Origin of the sequence: Paenibacillus elgii NBRC 100335 (assembly GCF_004000865.1) — a bacterium.
GTDB classification, from domain to species: domain Bacteria; phylum Bacillota; class Bacilli; order Paenibacillales; family NBRC-103111; genus Paenibacillus_G; species Paenibacillus_G elgii.
On the sequence record NZ_BIMB01000032.1, the window covers coordinates 65,546 to 81,724 of the forward strand.

The window sequence follows — 16,179 nt, forward strand, 5'->3', positions numbered from 1 at the left end:
CGGGGCAGCCGAAGCTTTTCTGGCGGCAGTTCCGGTACTTGCGCTTTTTAAGCAAACCTTAGCTGGAGCGTCACCGTCCGTCCCGCAGGCAAATGCACGAGGCGGTGACGGGCCTCTTTGCCCGGTGCTTCGGACAAGCTGACGGCATCGCTTGTCGCCTCTTGCAGCGCAAAGGGAAATTCCACCTCCACCGTCTGGGTCCGTGCGGAGACGAAGGATACCTCGGCGGTTCCTTCCGCCAAGCTCCAAGCCATCGACACCTCCGCGCCTCCCCGGCAGCGGAGCCCCCGAAATCGGCCTTCGCGCCACGCATCCGGCAGCGCGGGCAGCAGCTTGATGACGCCGGGAGCGGAGAAGAGCAGCATTTCCTGCATGGCGGCGGTCCAGCCGAAATTCGCATCGATTTGGAACGGCGCGCGCTTGCCTGCGATGCTGATCCCCTGACGCCGCCAATCGTTGTGGTACGTAAACAGATTGTCGCCGAGGCAGGAACGGCTCAAAAGCTCAAGACATGCCAACGCCCGGTTCCCGTCCCCGAGACGCGCGTAGAGGTTGGCCATATGGGCAAGCGACCAGCCGGTTTGGTCCCGAAGCCCGATCACGAGCCGCTTCTCCACCGCTGTTCGGCACGCCTCGAACAGCTCCGGCTCGCTTCCTTGCGTAATTTCGTATCCCGGGAACAGCGGGTACAGGTGCGACAAATGCCGATGATGATAATTGTCCTTGAAGTCCGGATGCATCCATTCCTTGAGTGCGCCGTCTTCGTTCACTTGATACGCCGGGAGCTTGCCCAGCATCGCCTGCCACTTGGGCAGCGATTTCGCTTCGATCCCAAGCTCCTCGCATGCTTCGCACAGATGCGTCAGCACTTCCTTGGCAACGGCAAAATCCATCGTCGCGTTGATGCAGACCGCCACCGTGCCGCTGCCCTCGAACGCACCGTTCGCGAAGTTTTCCGGCGAATTGGACGGATACGATTTATATCGCCCGTCCTCGTCTTCCACGAAGAAGTCCTCATAGAATAAGGCGCACTCCTTCAGAAACGGCACGGCTCGCCGCTCCAGAAACGCCCTGTCCCCGGTAAACAGCCAGTAATCGTAAAAATGCTGCGCCAGCCAGCCCGCGCCGGCAGAGAAATAGACGACGTGGGGCTGCAAGTTTTTCTTCAAGCCGGAATCCGGGGAAGCAAACAGCGGGCTGAGAATGCCTCGGCACCCGTACCACTTGCGGGCGTTCGTCCGCATGTCGTTCAACAGCGACTCGAAGAAGTCGAAGAACGGCAGCACCGTCTCCGCCATATGGCCTGGAAGCGCCTGCCAATAGTTCATTTGGATGTTCTCGTTATTGAAAAAAGCGCTGCTCCACGCCGGCGCGTAATCGCCGTTCCAGACGCCCTGCAGATTGGCAGGCAGCCCGCCGGGTCTGGAGCTGGAGAGCAGCAGGTAACGGCCATAGTCATACATGCGCTCGATGAGCGCCGTCGGGACGATGCCGCTGTAGGCGTCGAGCAGCAGTTGTTCGTTGCCGGCGTCCGCGCCTTCAGACGCGCGCAAATCCAGCTCGGCGCGAAGAAACAGTGCCCGGTGTTCGGCCGCATGGCGCTCGAACAGCAGCGCGTAGTCCACCGGCAGCTCGTTCAACCTGCGTATGAGCGGGTCCAGTGCGCCCGGTCCGCCGAGCTTCGGATCGATGCGGAGCAGTACCGTAAACGCATCGGCGTCCTCGATGTATAGGCGCTGCTCCCGCACATAGCGGTGTCCGCCGTGGACGACGACCCGGGCGGCAGCGCCGTAAGGGTGCTGCGCGTCGGCGTGCTTGCCTATCGCGCACAGCACATCGTCGCGCACGAACCGGTCGTGTGAGAAGCCGCGTTCCGCCGCCTCCTCATAGTCGTGTATCGTCAGCTCAAGAGCCGCCCGGAGCGTTCCCGGCACCGAGCTGCGGACCGACAGCACGACCGCATCGTCGGTGCGCGAGACGAACAGTTGCTTCGTGAAACGGACGTTGCCGTCGTTCCAGCCGATGGCAATCTCACCCGTCTCCATGTCGAGCGTCCGTACGTACGCTTTGAATCCTTCCGCCGGCTCCAGGAACAGCTTCAGGTCGAACCCCGGCTGAAACATGGCGGTGTTCGCGAAGTAGCCGGCTTCTCGCATCAGACCGGGGTACAGCCGGTTCGCTTCCGCATAGCGCCCCGCATCGAGCAGCGCCCGCAGCTCGGGCAGGTGAGCGGACAGGTCCGGCAGCTCCTTCGTCTTGGCCCCGTACCATAACGCTTCGTGATTGACGAGAATCGTGTCCTCCTGAATATTGCCGTATACGAGCGCGCCCAGCGTTCCGTTGCCGGACGGCAGCGCGTCCTGCCAGCGGACGGCCGGTTTGGCCATGGTCATCACATGCTTTCGGTAAGCGGTACCATCGGGATGAAGCCGGGGTGTGCTTACGTTCATCGTCTTTCGTCCTCCTTTGGGCTCGGCGGCATAGGGATGCGGATAATGCAAAATGAATTGTTTATGAAACGTTTCTGCAACGTTTTCGAATTTTTATGCTATAATACAACGAAAGTAATAAAACGTGCAACTGCGTAATTTACGAAATAGAGTCCAACAGAGGGGGAAGAACCATGTCCAGATTGGACGAGGTAGCCAGACGGGCGGGCGTATCCAAATCGACCGTGTCCCGGGTCATTAACAACACGGGCACCGTATCGCCCGCATCCCGGCAGAAGGTGCAGGAGGCGATGCGCGAGCTGCATTTTCATGCGGAGGAGCTGAAGCGCTCGCCGGAAGGCAGCGCGACGATCGGCTTGATTCTGCCGTTCGGCAAGCACATTGCGAGCCATTCGTTCGGCGTCGATATTATGGCCGGAGCCGAAGAGAAGGCGTTCGAGCAGGACTACATGATTCTGATCGGCAATTCCTTCGGGGGCCGGGAGGTCGCGCTGACGTCAAAAATGATCAGCCGAGGAGTCGAGGGAATCATCGTGCTCAGCGGCGATCAGAAGAACCGCGAGCATGCGGAGCTGCTGGCGGCAAGCGGCATTCCGATGGTGCTCGTCGACCAGAAGCTGGAGGGTGTGGAGGCGCATTTAGTACGCGGAGACAACTTCATGGGCTCCGTCGCGCTGATGAATCATCTGCTCTCGCTCGGTCACCGGCGCATCGCCCTGCTTTCGCCAAGCCGGCATTATACGCACCGGGAGCGGGTCAAGGGCTACCGCTTCGCGCTGATGGAGCAGGAGCTTGAGGTGCCGCCAAGCTACGAGGTGCTCGTGGAGAGCGGGGTTTCGCCGGAGGCGGAGCTGCGCGCCCTGCTGCAGAGCGAGGACCGGCCGACGGCGGTCTATGCAGCCGATCCGGGGCACCTGGGGACGCTGATCGGAGTGGCGAACGAGCTTCAGCTGGGCATTCCCGAGGAGCTCAGCGTCGTCACGTTCGACGACACGTATGCGGCGGCGCTGCCGGAAGGGTATGCCGACTTTTTTACGTCGGTCAATCAATCCGGCAAGCTGATGGGGAGCATGGCTGTGGAGCTGTTGTTTCGGCAGTGGCGCGATCCGGAACTGGGAGCGCAGGAAATCGTGCTGCCGGGCAAACTGAACGTCCGCCGTTCGACCTGCCGGTTGTAATCGAACGGCAAGGCGAGTCCGCCGAATATACCGCGATTCCGAACCGCAGTTCAAGTTCATCCCGGGAAGGAGCAGTGACCCTTGCGCAGAAACTGGTTTCAACGGCTGCTGCTGTCGTATTTACCCGTGTTTTTGGCCGTGGCCGCCGCGTTGATTCTTCTCTCCGTCTTTTCCGCGGGCGAGCTTGCCAAGAAGGAAGCCGTCCGCGCCAATCGGGTGTTTGCGGAGCATGTGCTCCAGCTTGTCGACCAGACCATGCGGACGGTCGACCGGCAGCTGATCAAGGAGATTCAGACGAACGAGAAGCTGGCGAACTTCTACAACAGCCGGGAGTCGGAAAGAACGGCGCTGGACCTGTACGAGACGTCCGGCAAGCTTCGGGAAATCATCGTCAACACGCCGTTTATCGATTCGATCTATTTGGTGCGCGCTTCCGACCGGACGGTGCTTAGTCCGAATCTGATGGCGGGCATCGAGCAGTTCGGGGACCGGGAGTTCATTCGCGAAGCGCAGAACGGAACCGGCGGAAACCGCTGGACGGACGCCCGGTCGTACAGGGAATTCGACGACCAGGGGCAGCCGGTTACCGTCGTGTCGCAAGTGCGCAAAGTGCCGCTGTTGGGCGGCGAGAAGGGAATCGTCGTCGTCAACGTCCGCGCGTCTACTATTGCAAGCGCTATCAAGGAAATGACCGAGTCCGATGTCAGCTTCGTCCGCTTGCTGGACGGAGACCGCCGGACGCTGGCGTCTTCCCAAGGGGAGGGGGCGGCGGTGCTGACCACGGTCACGTCCGAGTATACGGGATGGACCGTCGAAAGCGGTCTGCAGGGAACCCGTTCGGCCTTTGCCGGGTTTTCGTATACGTCGCTGTGGTCGCTGCTCCATATGGGGCTGGTCGCGGCCGGGGCCGTCTGGATCGTGCTCGTCACCCGCCGCAATTACCGGCCGATCCGCTCCATTCTGGATCGGATCGATGCTTACGCTTCGCAGCGGAACAGCGCTTTTGCGGGCAGTCGAGGCCTCCCTGATCAGGATGAGTTCCGGTTCATCGAGAAGGCGCTCGACGATCTGGTGGAACGGACGATCAGCTACCGGAAGCTGCATGAGGAGGACCTCATTTTTCGCAAGCGCAACTTTTTTCTGGAGCTGCTAGAGGGCGGAAGTCCGATGACGGACGAACGGTTTCAGGCGGAAATGCGCCGCTTCGGCATGCCGGATCGGACCGCAGGCTTGGCGATGGCCGTGGTCGAGATCGACAAATACGCCGAGCTGCGCAGCCGGTACAGCCAGCGCGATCAATATTTGCTTAAATTCGCGCTGAGCAGCGTCATCGCCGAAATTGCGCAGCAGTCCGGCCTTCCGGCGTGGATGGAATGGACCTCGAATCGGGAGCTGAGCGTGCTGCTGCATCTGCCGCCGGGGGCAGAGGATACGGAGGCGGCGTCGCGCATGTTTGAGAACGTGAAGCAGTGGACGAACCAGCATTTATCGTTCACGGTTACGGTGGGGCTCGGTACACTGGCGCTGCGGCTGGACGAGCTTCCGGGCTCGCACGCTGAAGCGCTGGAGGCGCTCAAATACAAATCGGCACTCGGAACCAACCGGATTATCGATGTTACAAGCATTCGGGCGAAGACGCAGGGCGAGGTATACAAGCATTTGCAGCTTATGCGTTCGATCGCGCAGCGGTTCCGCGCCGGGGAAGCCGGATGGGAAGCAGAAATGAACCGGCTGTTCGCCGAGCTGAAGGAAGGAATGTTTTCCGCGGACGACGCGTCGGCCGTTCTGCATTCGCTGATCTATCATTTGCAGCGCGAAATGACGGAGCTTCCGCCGGAATTCGGGCAGTTGTGGAACGACGGCACGCTGCCAGAGCTGCACCGGGCGATGGAGCAGTCGGATACGCTGGACGAGTGGCGGGAAAGCTTCACCGCCATTCTGACCGCGAGCGCCCGGCGGATGGAGGCAATGAGGACGGCGCGCACAAACCATACGGTCATGCTGCGGATGAAGGACTGCATTCACGAGCAGTATGCGAACCCGAATTTGTCCCTGACTTTTTTGGGCGGCGAGTTGAACGTCAGTCCGAAATATTTGAGCCAAATGTTCAAGGAGGAATTCGGCGTGAATTTTCTCGACTACGTATCGGAACTGCGGATTAGAGAGGCGAAGCGGCTGCTGACGGAATCGGAAGAGACGGTGCAGGACATCGGGGCGCGGGTCGGGTATCCGAGCGTCCGGTCGTTTTTGCGCGTGTTCAAGAAAGCAACCGGCGTGACGCCCGGGGAATTCCGCAAGAAATAGTGGGCTGGCGGCGCCGAAACAGAAAAATGACCGTCTTACGGATAAATGTCCCAACCCCCGAAGCACAGGCAGCACCGCGCATTTTCGCCCGTTCGGCGGAAAAATGCAACCTCGAAGAATACTGTCCATTGTGCCGAAGCACCCGGCCGGAGTACATTCGATTCACTACATGAAAGCCGAGGTGAATCGATGGAACAGTCCATGCATCCCGCGCCGATCTCGCTGGAACGTAGCAAGCAGGTCGCACGGCTGCGGCGCAGCCGAACGTTCAGACGCAATGTCCCGCTTCTCCTTATGTTTCTCCCGGTCGTCGCGTTCTACGTGGTGTTCAAGTACATTCCGATGGCCGGAGTTGTTATCGCTTTCAAAAGCTACAATTTCGCCGACGGCATCTGGGGAAGTCCGTGGGTCGGCCTGAAAAACTTCCAGCTGCTGTTCAACAACCCGAAGTCGCTGCTCATTATCCGCAACACCTTGATGCTCAGCCTGCTTCATATTGTAGCCGGGTTTCCGTTCCCGATCCTGCTGGCGATCATGCTGAACGAAGTGAAGAAGGCATGGTTCAAAAAGTCCGTACAGACGCTTGTGTTTTTGCCGCATTTCTTATCGTGGGTCATCGTAGGCGGCATCGTCGTGACGGTGTTCTCCCAGCAGTCGGGCGTCATCAACCATTGGATCGCCCAATGGTTTGGGCAGCCGTTTCCTTTCTTGTACAACGAGACGTCATGGGTGGCAATCTTCATCGGCTCGGGCATTTGGAAGGAAGCCGGCTTCAGCGCGATCATTTATTTGGCGGCGCTGTCGACGATCGATCCAAGCCTGTACGAAGCGGCCAGCATCGACGGCGCAAGCAAATGGCGGCGCATCTGGCATGTAACGCTGCCCGGCATCTCGCCGACCGTTGTGCTGATGCTGATCTTGGCGATGGGCAAGGTGATGGAGGTCGGGTTCGACCCCGTGTATACGCTGCAAAACTCCGTCGTCGCCGGCGTATCCGAAGTCATCAGCACGTATATTTACACGCTCGGTATCCAGAAGGGCGAGTTCAGCCTGACGAGCGCGATGGGCTTGTTCGAATCGGCGGTCGGGCTGGTGCTGGTTGTGACGTCCAATGCGATTGCCCGGCGGTTTAACCAGGGGCTATGGTAACCTCTCCAGAGTTTGCTGCGATTGTATTTTAGATGGAGGAGGCTGTAAGGCGATGAAACCTACGACTGGCGAAAAGTGGTTCCTGGCCGCCAACGCGCTGCTGCTGATGATTGCCGGTTTGAGCTGTCTGCTGCCCTTGCTGCATATCGTTTCGGTGTCGTTTAGCGACCCGCACGCCGTCTTGTCCGGCGCCGTGACGTTGTGGCCGCAAGGCTGGACGCTGGAATCGTACGGCCTGCTGCTTCGCGGCTCGAAAATCGTGAGCGCTTTCAAAAATAGCGTTGAGCTGACCGTCTTCGGCGTTGCGTTGAGCATGATCTTCACGACGATGGCCGCTTATCCGCTATCTCGGCGCTATTTTTACATGCGGCGGTTTTGGACGCTGGCGATCGTGTTCACGATGCTGTTCAGCGGTGGCTTAATTCCGGGCTACCTGCTGCTGAAGCAGCTCGGCCTGATCAATACGTACGGCGCGATCTGGCTGCCGGGTCTGGTCAGCACGTTCAACATGCTGATCATGCGGACGTATTTCCAAGGCATTCCCGACGAGCTGGACGATGCGGCCCGGATGGACGGCTGCGGGGAATGGCGCTATTTGCTGCGGATCGTGCTGCCGCTGTCCGTGCCGGTGATCGCGACGCTGTCGATTTTTTACGCGGTTGGATATTGGAACTCGTTCTTTCAGGTGCTGATGTACATCAACCAAACGAGCAAGTTCAATTTGACGGTGCTGGTGCAGCAGATGATCCAAAGCCAGTCATTGATGCAGGAGATGAACGCCAGCGACATGCAGGCTTTTATTACCCCGGAGGGGATCAAAACGGCTGGAATCGTCGTCATGGTGCTGCCTTTGCTGCTGGTGTATCCGTTTATGCAAAAGTATTTCATTAAGGGCGTCATGATCGGCGCAGTGAAAGGCTAGCGGTACGGAGAGGAATAAGAAAAGGGGGCTGGCAAAATGAGTGCACGCAGAGGGAAGAAGCGGTGGAGCGCGGGAGCGGCGTTCGGATTGGCGGCGATGGTCATCGTGGCAGGCTGCGCCTCGTCGGGAGCCGGAGGAAGCGGAGGGACCGGGAGCGGGAAGAAGCCGGAGCTGTCCGTGACGATTTACGACCGGGGGGCCGTTCCCCAGAACGAGGGCACGATTGAGAAAAACCGATGGACGGATTGGATTAACGCAAACGGTCCGGCCAACGTCACGTTCGTCGCCATTCCGCGCAACGAAGCGACGCAGAAGCTGACGACGCTGTTCGTGTCGGGCAGCGCGCCGGACCTGGTATTCGAGTTTTCCTCCGTGCTGCGGAGCCAGCTGTACGCGCAGAAGCAGCTGATGCCGGTGGACGAGATGATCGAGAAATACAGCACGACGTACAAGGCGCTGCTCGACAAGTATCCGGTGCTCAAGACGGTAGCGAAGATGCCCGACGGCAAAATGTATGCGTTCGGCAAAGTCAACGGCCTGCAGACGAACCATGCGCTCTACCTGCGGGCGGATTGGTTGAAGAAGCTGAATCTGCAGGTGCCGAAGACGACCGACGAGCTGTTCGAGGTGCTCAAGGCGTTTAAGGAGAAAGACCCGGACGGCAATGGAAAACCGGACACATACGGTACGTCGCTCGCCTATATTACGAATCAGGTGCTGAATGCGATGTTCCAGAACTCGAAGTGGGTCGTAGAGGACGGCAAGCTCACCCATGATTGGGAACGGGCCAAGGCGGCGACGGCATTCAAGAAGCGGCTCTACGACGAAGGCATCGTCGACAAGGATTATTTGACGGATAAGGCCGGCCAGAAGGCGCAGCAGGACTGGGTGAACGGGAAGCTTGGCATGTGGGGCGGACAGACGGGCGGCCCCGGATGGCTGCAGGTGTACGAGTCGCTGAAGAAAAACAACCCGTCCGCCGAGGTGATCGTCATTCCGCTGCCGAAGGGGCCGTATGGCCAGTTCAGCCCGGTCATCAACAACCCGGTGCAGCTCACCGCGATGGTGAATGCGCAGGCCAAAAACCCGGAGGCGATCATGAAATACGTCGACTTCATCTCCTCCGACCAGGCCGGAAAGACGCTGGGCTACGGCATCGAAGGGACGCATTATACGGCGGGCAAGAACGGCTGTCCTGCGTTTGTCGACAAGGATAAGGCGAAGGAAGTGACCTATGCGAGCGACTTCCGGATGCTGTTTTCTCCGGTGCTGGAGGGCAAGTGCGGCAGATACGAGGAAACGCTCAATCTGGACAACAAGGCCGAGAAGGAATACTACGACCTGTTAAAAATGGCGAACGAAGCGTACTTGACGCCGGAACGGCCGATCGCCGACATCACGAACCCGGAGCATATGCCGACGCTGCCGCAGGACTTGCAGCTGATCTCGACGAACACGGACAAGGTCATCAACGATTTGTGGATCAAGGCGATCGTCAGCGGCCCCTCGTATACGCCGGAACAGGCGATGGCGGAAGCGAAGAGCACGTGGGACCAGGCGGGAGGCAAGCAGGTCGACGACTGGTATGCCAAGTGGTATGCGGAGAACAAAGATACGGCGCTACTGAAGGATAAGCTGTATCAGTTTAAGTAATCTGTGCGATGGGCCTTGGGACCGTATTTGCTTAACGTGCATGGAACGTCAGAGCGGTAAACGGCGCAGTTATTTTGGCAGCATAAGAAGCGGCGTCCCGGGCATAAGCGTTGTATGCTTGCGGGGCGCCGCTTTTTTTGCAGGAAGGAAACCAGCTTAGCTTTGCGCGCTTTCCGGAGCCGTATGGATGACGACGCCCTCGACGTCTTGCGGATGTTTCAGCAGGTGAAAAATCGGACATACCCGCTCCACCGCCTCATGAAGCTCGGCAATCGTCTGTTCCGATTCCGATGAGACAATGTGCAGCTTATACCGGATGTTGTGCGGGTAGATCGGAATATGCTCGAAGCCGGGCTGACCGGCTAAGGCGTGCTGCTCCCCGGTCACTTCCACCTCCAGCGACTCCAAGGATACGCCCCGTTCGGCGGCTTGAATCAAGGTGATATGCGTCAAGCAGCTGCCGAGCACGCCGAGCTGAAGCTCCGGCGACGTCGGCCCGAGATTGTACCCGGCAAAGTCCGGCGGACTGTCGCTGATGATCTGAAAATCGCGGATGCGGATTTCGCGCACCCCGCTCCGCCCAGCCGCACGCACGTTCGCTTTAATCGGCTGCCTGGCCGTTTCCGGCTGCTTCAACGCTTGCTCGTTGCGCTGAAGGCTCGCTTCCCGTTTTTGAACCAGAAATTCATTTAAGGTGGACATCGTTCGATCACTCCCATACGATTGAATTTGATTCCCAAATAAAAAGACTCCATCATTATTCGGCCAAGTGACGTTTCCGGTGCGGTCGAATAACTGGAGCCTCCAAGGGCATGGTGGGCTGGTTGGAATGGTTTATTCATACAAAATCAAGGTGATTTACTAAAATGTAGCATCAAATGACGGAGGAAGCAACTCGAAAATTTTTAAGTTGACGCTGGCAAGAGTCCCCTGTTAAAATAGCATCAACACTGCATAACCAATTAAACCTATCGGAAATTGTCTACCGGACTGCCGGAGGCATGACGAACCCGTATTCAGGACAGGAATGCGCGGGCCGTTATGTCTCTTTTTTGCATACTATCCCATACTAATCCAAACTTGGAGGATGAAAACGATGGCTAACGAAACTCAATGGCAACCCGAAACTTTGGCGGTTCACGCCGGTCAGGAAATCGATCCGACGACGTTCTCCCGTGCGGTCCCGCTGTACCAGACGACTTCGTACGGCTTCCGGGATACGGATCACGCCGCGGACTTGTTCGCCTTGAAAGAGTTCGGCAACGTGTATACACGGATTATGAATCCGACAACCGACGTCTTCGAGAAGCGTGTCGCCGCACTGGAGGGCGGGGCAGCGGCGCTGGCAACGGCTTCGGGGCAAGCAGCCATCACGTACGCGATCTTGAACATTGCCTCCGCCGGAGACGAGATCGTCTCCGCCACCAGCTTGTACGGCGGCACGTACAACCTGTTCGCCTCCACGCTGCCGAAGCTGGGCATTCAAGTGAAATTCGTCGATCCGTCCGACCCGGAAAACTTCCGCGCCGCCATTACGCCGCAGACAAAAGCGTTGTACGCCGAGACGATCGGCAATCCGAAAGGGGACGTGCTGGATATCGAAGCGGTGGCGAGCATCGCTCACGAGAACGGCATTCCGCTTATCGTGGACAATACGTTTCCGAGCCCTTTTTTGCTGAAACCCATCGAGTTCGGCGCGGATATCGTCGTTCATTCGGCCACGAAGTTTATCGGCGGTCACGGCACATCGATCGGAGGCGTTATCGTCGACAGCGGCAAGTTCGATTGGACCGCAAACGACAAGTTCCCGGGGCTGACGCAGCCGGACCCGAGCTATCACGGCCTCGTCTTTACCGAAGCGGTGGGGCCGATCGCTTATATCATCAAAGCCAGGGTGCAACTGCTGCGGGATCTCGGAGCCACATTGTCGCCGTTCAACGCGTTCCTGCTGCTGCAGGGGCTTGAAACGCTCCACCTGCGGATGGAGCGCCATAGCGCCAACGCGCTCAAAGTCGCCCGCTTTCTGGAGAAGCACGAGGCGGTCGATTCGGTGCAATACCCGGGGCTGGAGAGCCATCCGTCCTACGCGCTGGCGCGCAAATATTTGCTTAAGGGCCAAGGGGCGATTCTTACGTTCGAGGTCAAGGGAGGCGTCGAAGCCGGCAAAAAGCTAATCAACGCCGTGAAGCTGTTCTCCCATCTCGCCAACGTCGGCGATTCCAAATCGCTGATCATCCATCCGGCCAGCACGACCCACCAGCAGCTCTCCGGGGAGGAGCAGCTTGCTGCAGGCGTTACCCCGGGCCTAGTCCGCCTGTCCGTCGGCACGGAATCGATCGACGATATTTTGGCCGATCTGGAGCAGGCGCTGCAGGCGAGCCAGGAGGAAAGCCGGGTGTCGGTTTAAAGGTAAAATGCGAAAAGCCGCAATGCGAGGATATTTGCTCGTGTTGCGGCTTTTTTACGACAAAATTCGACAAAATCAGTCAATGATTTCTAGTTAACATCCGATTATAATACCTACATATGGTCCTATGGCTACATCTTTCGACATATGGCATAATTTTGTGCATTTAACTTGCGGAAGGAGATAAGCAGTGCTAAGAAGTACGGTATATTTTCAACAGTTCGTGTTCATTGCGATGGTTTCACTTGCTATTTTTTTATTTCCTCAATTAATAATAGCCGAGACTTATTATGAATATAAGGATTCGAAGCTGCTGAATATTTACTCAAAAGATAACGGGAAGGTTTATAAAGCAACATTTATACATGATAAAAACGGAAACATCATAGGTAAAAAAATGGTCCCGGCAAACGCGATTGATTATCCTGCAGAAACGAGTTATTCCAATGCATCTTACGATATCGTTCTTTTCAATGTTGATCCAAAGGCAACGCAGGTAGAGTTCCCGACGTGGACGGAGAACAATGGTCAGGACGATGTCATTTGGCATCAAGGGGAAAAGGTAGGGGACGGAATATGGAAAGTGACTATTCCATTTAGTAAACATAAAGATGAAAGCGGGAAATACATAACGCATATTTATGTAGATAAAACAATGTGGGCTGCAAGTGAGACTACGGTAAACCTAACGACCAGCACGCGCGTCCCTCCGACCGTGAATCTATCTTCAGGCAGCTATGATATCTATCTAGATGGTGTTGGAGAACCTGTTGCTAGAGTAGCCTTTCCGACATGGACGCTGCATAACGGTCAAGACGATATTGTTTGGAACGAAGGAGAAAAGGTTTCACCCGGCACATGGAAAATAACGATTCCGTTTAGTGAACATAATCAAGAAATAGGCGAATATATCACTCATATTTATTCATACGATCGACGAGGGAATGCAGTAATGTCAGGCTTCGGTCAAACTACAGCAGTTGGGGGGATAAGCGCTCCGACAGAAACAAGCTATTCGAATGCATCCTTTGATATTATAGCCTATGGAATTGATCCAAAGGCGACACAGGTGGAGTTCCCGACGTGGGCGGCGAGAGACGGTAAGGATGTCATTTGGTATCGAGGGGAGAAGGTAGGCAGCGGGGCATGGAAAGTGACGATTCCGTTTAATAAGCACAATGCAGAAAGCGGGAAATACATAACGCATATTTATGTGGATAAAACAATGTGGGCTGCAAGCGAGACGATGGTAAACCTAACGACCAGCACACGCATCCCTCCGACCGTGAATCTATCGTCAGGCAGCTATGAGGTTTATATTGATGGCGTGGGTGAACAGGTTACCCGTGTTTCATTCCCGACATGGACGCAACGTAACGGCCAAGACGATATTGTTTGGAAAGAAGGATATAAGGTCGGGACCAATACGTGGAAAATAACGGTTCCGCTCAGTGAGCATAATCAAGAAACAGGCGAATATATCACTCATATTTATTCGTATGATCGACACGGAAATGCAGTAATGTCAGGCTTTGGTCAAACAACGGTAGTCGGTGGGATAAGCGCTCCGACAGAAACAAGCTATTCCAATGCATCCTTTGACATTACAGCCTATGGAATTGATCCAAAGGCGACACAGGTAGAGTTCCCTACATGGACCGAGAAGAACGGTCAGGACGATGTCATTTGGCATCAAGGGGAAAAGGTGGGGGACGGAATATGGAAAGTGACTATTCCATTTAGTAAACATAAAGATGAAGGCGGGAAATACATAACGCATATTTATGTGGATAAAACAATGTGGGCTGCAAGCGAGACCATGGTAAACCTAACGACCAGCACGCGCATCCCTCCGACCGTGAATCTGTCGTCAGGCAGCTATGATATCTATCTAGATGGTGTTGGAGAACATGTTGCAAGAGTAGCTTTTCCAACATGGACTCAACTTAACGGACAAGACGATATCGTTTGGAAAGACGGGTATAAGGTTGGGGCCAATACATGGAAAATAACGATTCCGTTTAGCGAGCATAACCAAGAGACCGGTGAATATATCACCCATATTTATTCATACGATCGACAAGGGAATGCAGTAATGTCAGGCTTTGGTCAAACTACAGTAGTTGGTGGGGTAAGTGCTCCGACAGAAACAAGCTATTCCAATGCCTCTTTTGACATTACAGCCTATGGAATTGACCCAAAGGCAACGCAGGTAGAGTTCCCGACATGGACTGAGAAGAACGGTCAAGACGATATCATTTGGTATCAAGGCGAAAAGGTAGGTAACGGAACATGGAAAATAACTATTCCGTTCAGTAAACATAAAGATGAAAGCGGGAAATACATAACGCATATTTATGTGGATAAAACAATGTGGGCTGCAAGCGAGACAATGGTAAACCTAACAACCAATACACGTAACCCTTCCACTGTGAATTTATCATCAGGAAGCTATGATATTTATATTGATGGTGTTGGAGAACAGGTTACCCGAGTTGCGTTCCCAACATGGACACAACGTAACGGTCAAGACGATATTGTTTGGAAAGACGGATTTAAGGTCGGAGCCAATACGTGGAAAATAACGGTTCCGTTCAGCGAGCATAACCAAGAGACCGGCGAGTATATCACTCATATTTATTCGTACGATCAGAAAGGGAATGCGGTAATGATAGGTTATGGTTCTGTTTTAGTTAATTAACAATTATAAGGACAACAAAATATCATGAAGGATGTATGACAAAAATGTACCTCTCTGGCCATAAAAAAAGTTTATTTCTGTTATGCCTTAGTTTATATTTGGTTTTATTTCACTTCATGGTCGCCGCAACAGCGGCGGCTTCTGAGTCACAAGTAGGTGGATATAATTATGTTTACGATAGTCTTGGAAGAATAAAATACATTAAGTTTCCAAGTGGCCTTTTTGAGGAGTATATCTACGATAAAAATGGCAATTTAATTTCCAAAAACATGAGTATAAACGGCAGCTTTGAAATAGATGAAAACGGGAACAACTTACCGGATTTTTGGGAAGTAAACTGGCGGAATGGAACAAGCAGCGAGCCATTTGCTGGCCTGGCTCCCTACGACCCGGTAGATGGGGCAAACGTATACCGATTATTCAATGGTAAAGGTGATCCTGGGTCCTATCAATACGTACTCTCAAATGCCATTCCTGTCGTTGGCGGGAAATCTTATGAAGTGCGAGCCATGATGAAGTACACGCTCCAAAGCGGCGGAACGGCTGGAATGCATATCATACAACTGGATGCTAACGGTAAAGAAGTAGGGTACGATGCGCAGTCTTATAACAATGGCGGATGGAAATGGCATAATCACTCCCAAGTCTTCGTTGCCGAACCTAGCGCCAAATCGGTTCTCATCCGGTTTGCTGTCGGTGGAGAGGATTCGGCGTATATGGATCTGGACACCGTATCGTTTAAAGAAATCAATATAAACGGAAGCTTTGAAAAAGATGAAAACGGGAACAACTTGCCGGATTTTTGGGAAGTAAACTGGCGGAATGGAACAAGCAGCGAGCCACTCGCTGGACTGGCCCCCTATGACCCGGTAGATGGGGCAAACGTATACCGATTATTCAATGGTAAGGGTGATCGTGAGTCCTATCAATACGTACTCTCCAATGCTATCCCTGTCGTTGGCGGGAAATCTTATGAAGTGCGAGCCATGATGAAGTATACACTTCAAGACGGCGGAACGGCTGGAATGCATATCATACAACTGGATGCTAACGGCAAAGAAGTAGGGTACGATGCGCAGTCTTATAACAATGGCGGATGGAAATGGCATAATCACTCCCAAGTCTTCGTTGCAAAACCTAATGCCAAATCGGTTCTCATCCGGTTTGCTGTTGGTGGAGAGGATTCAGCCTATATGGATCTGGATACCGTATCGTTTAAAGAAATCAATATAAACGGCAGCTTTGAAAAAGACGAAAATGGGAACAACTTACCGGATTTTTGGGAAGTAAACTGGCGCAATGGAACAAGCAGCGAGCCATTCGCTAGACTGGCTCCCTATGACCCGGTAGATGGGGTAAACGTATACCGATTATTCAATGGTAAGGGTGATCCTGAGTCCTATCAATACGTACTC

Annotated in this window: 10 protein-coding genes; 8 read left to right on the forward strand and 2 right to left on the reverse strand. The window is 54.9% G+C overall.

What is annotated here, in order from left to right:
* Positions 1-47: 47 nt before the first annotated feature.
* Complete coding sequence (locus tag PEL01S_RS21905; protein ID WP_127461844.1) at positions 48-2,450, reverse strand: glycosyl hydrolase family 95 catalytic domain-containing protein; 2,403 nt, start codon at positions 2,448-2,450, stop codon at positions 48-50.
* Positions 2,451-2,623: 173 nt separating this feature from the next.
* Here PEL01S_RS21905 and PEL01S_RS21910 point away from each other — a divergent pair, with 173 nt between their 5' ends.
* The 5 genes from PEL01S_RS21910 to PEL01S_RS21930 all read left to right on the forward strand — a co-directional run bounded on the left by PEL01S_RS21910 (position 2,624) and on the right by PEL01S_RS21930 (position 9,656).
* Complete coding sequence (locus PEL01S_RS21910) at positions 2,624-3,628, forward strand: LacI family DNA-binding transcriptional regulator (protein WP_127461845.1); 1,005 nt, start codon at positions 2,624-2,626, stop codon at positions 3,626-3,628.
* An 81-nt stretch (positions 3,629-3,709) separates the two neighbouring features.
* Positions 3,710-5,932 (forward strand): helix-turn-helix domain-containing protein, encoded by a 2,223-nt coding sequence (locus PEL01S_RS21915; RefSeq protein WP_127461846.1) that lies wholly within the window; start codon positions 3,710-3,712, stop codon positions 5,930-5,932.
* Between the two features lie 189 nt (positions 5,933-6,121).
* Positions 6,122-7,081: an ABC transporter permease gene (locus PEL01S_RS21920; RefSeq protein WP_239551586.1), complete on the forward strand. Its 960-nt coding sequence runs from the start codon at positions 6,122-6,124 to the stop codon at positions 7,079-7,081.
* A gap of 52 nt (positions 7,082-7,133) precedes the next feature.
* Positions 7,134-8,003 (forward strand): carbohydrate ABC transporter permease, encoded by an 870-nt coding sequence (locus tag PEL01S_RS21925; RefSeq protein ID WP_127461847.1) that lies wholly within the window; start codon positions 7,134-7,136, stop codon positions 8,001-8,003.
* Between the two features lie 36 nt (positions 8,004-8,039).
* Positions 8,040-9,656 (forward strand): extracellular solute-binding protein, encoded by a 1,617-nt coding sequence (locus PEL01S_RS21930; protein WP_127461848.1) that lies wholly within the window; start codon positions 8,040-8,042, stop codon positions 9,654-9,656.
* Between the two features lie 156 nt (positions 9,657-9,812).
* On the opposite strand, the gene PEL01S_RS21935 is transcribed toward PEL01S_RS21930, so the two are convergent.
* Positions 9,813-10,358 (reverse strand): OsmC family protein, encoded by a 546-nt coding sequence (locus tag PEL01S_RS21935; RefSeq protein ID WP_063186865.1) that lies wholly within the window; start codon positions 10,356-10,358, stop codon positions 9,813-9,815.
* Between the two features lie 394 nt (positions 10,359-10,752).
* On the opposite strand from PEL01S_RS21935, the gene PEL01S_RS21940 reads away from it, so the two are divergent.
* From PEL01S_RS21940 to PEL01S_RS21950, 3 genes are all read left to right on the forward strand, one after another.
* Positions 10,753-12,063, forward strand: coding sequence for a homocysteine synthase (locus PEL01S_RS21940; protein WP_127461849.1), 1,311 nt, complete (start codon positions 10,753-10,755; stop codon positions 12,061-12,063).
* A 190-nt stretch (positions 12,064-12,253) separates the two neighbouring features.
* The gene (locus tag PEL01S_RS21945; protein ID WP_127461850.1) at positions 12,254-14,764 is read left to right on the forward strand and encodes a GBS Bsp-like repeat-containing protein; all 2,511 of its coding nucleotides are present in this window, start codon (positions 12,254-12,256) and stop codon (positions 14,762-14,764) included.
* Positions 14,765-14,799: 35 nt separating this feature from the next.
* On the forward strand, positions 14,800-16,179 hold a 1,380-nt coding region (locus PEL01S_RS21950; protein ID WP_164824306.1), incomplete at its 3' end, for a hypothetical protein.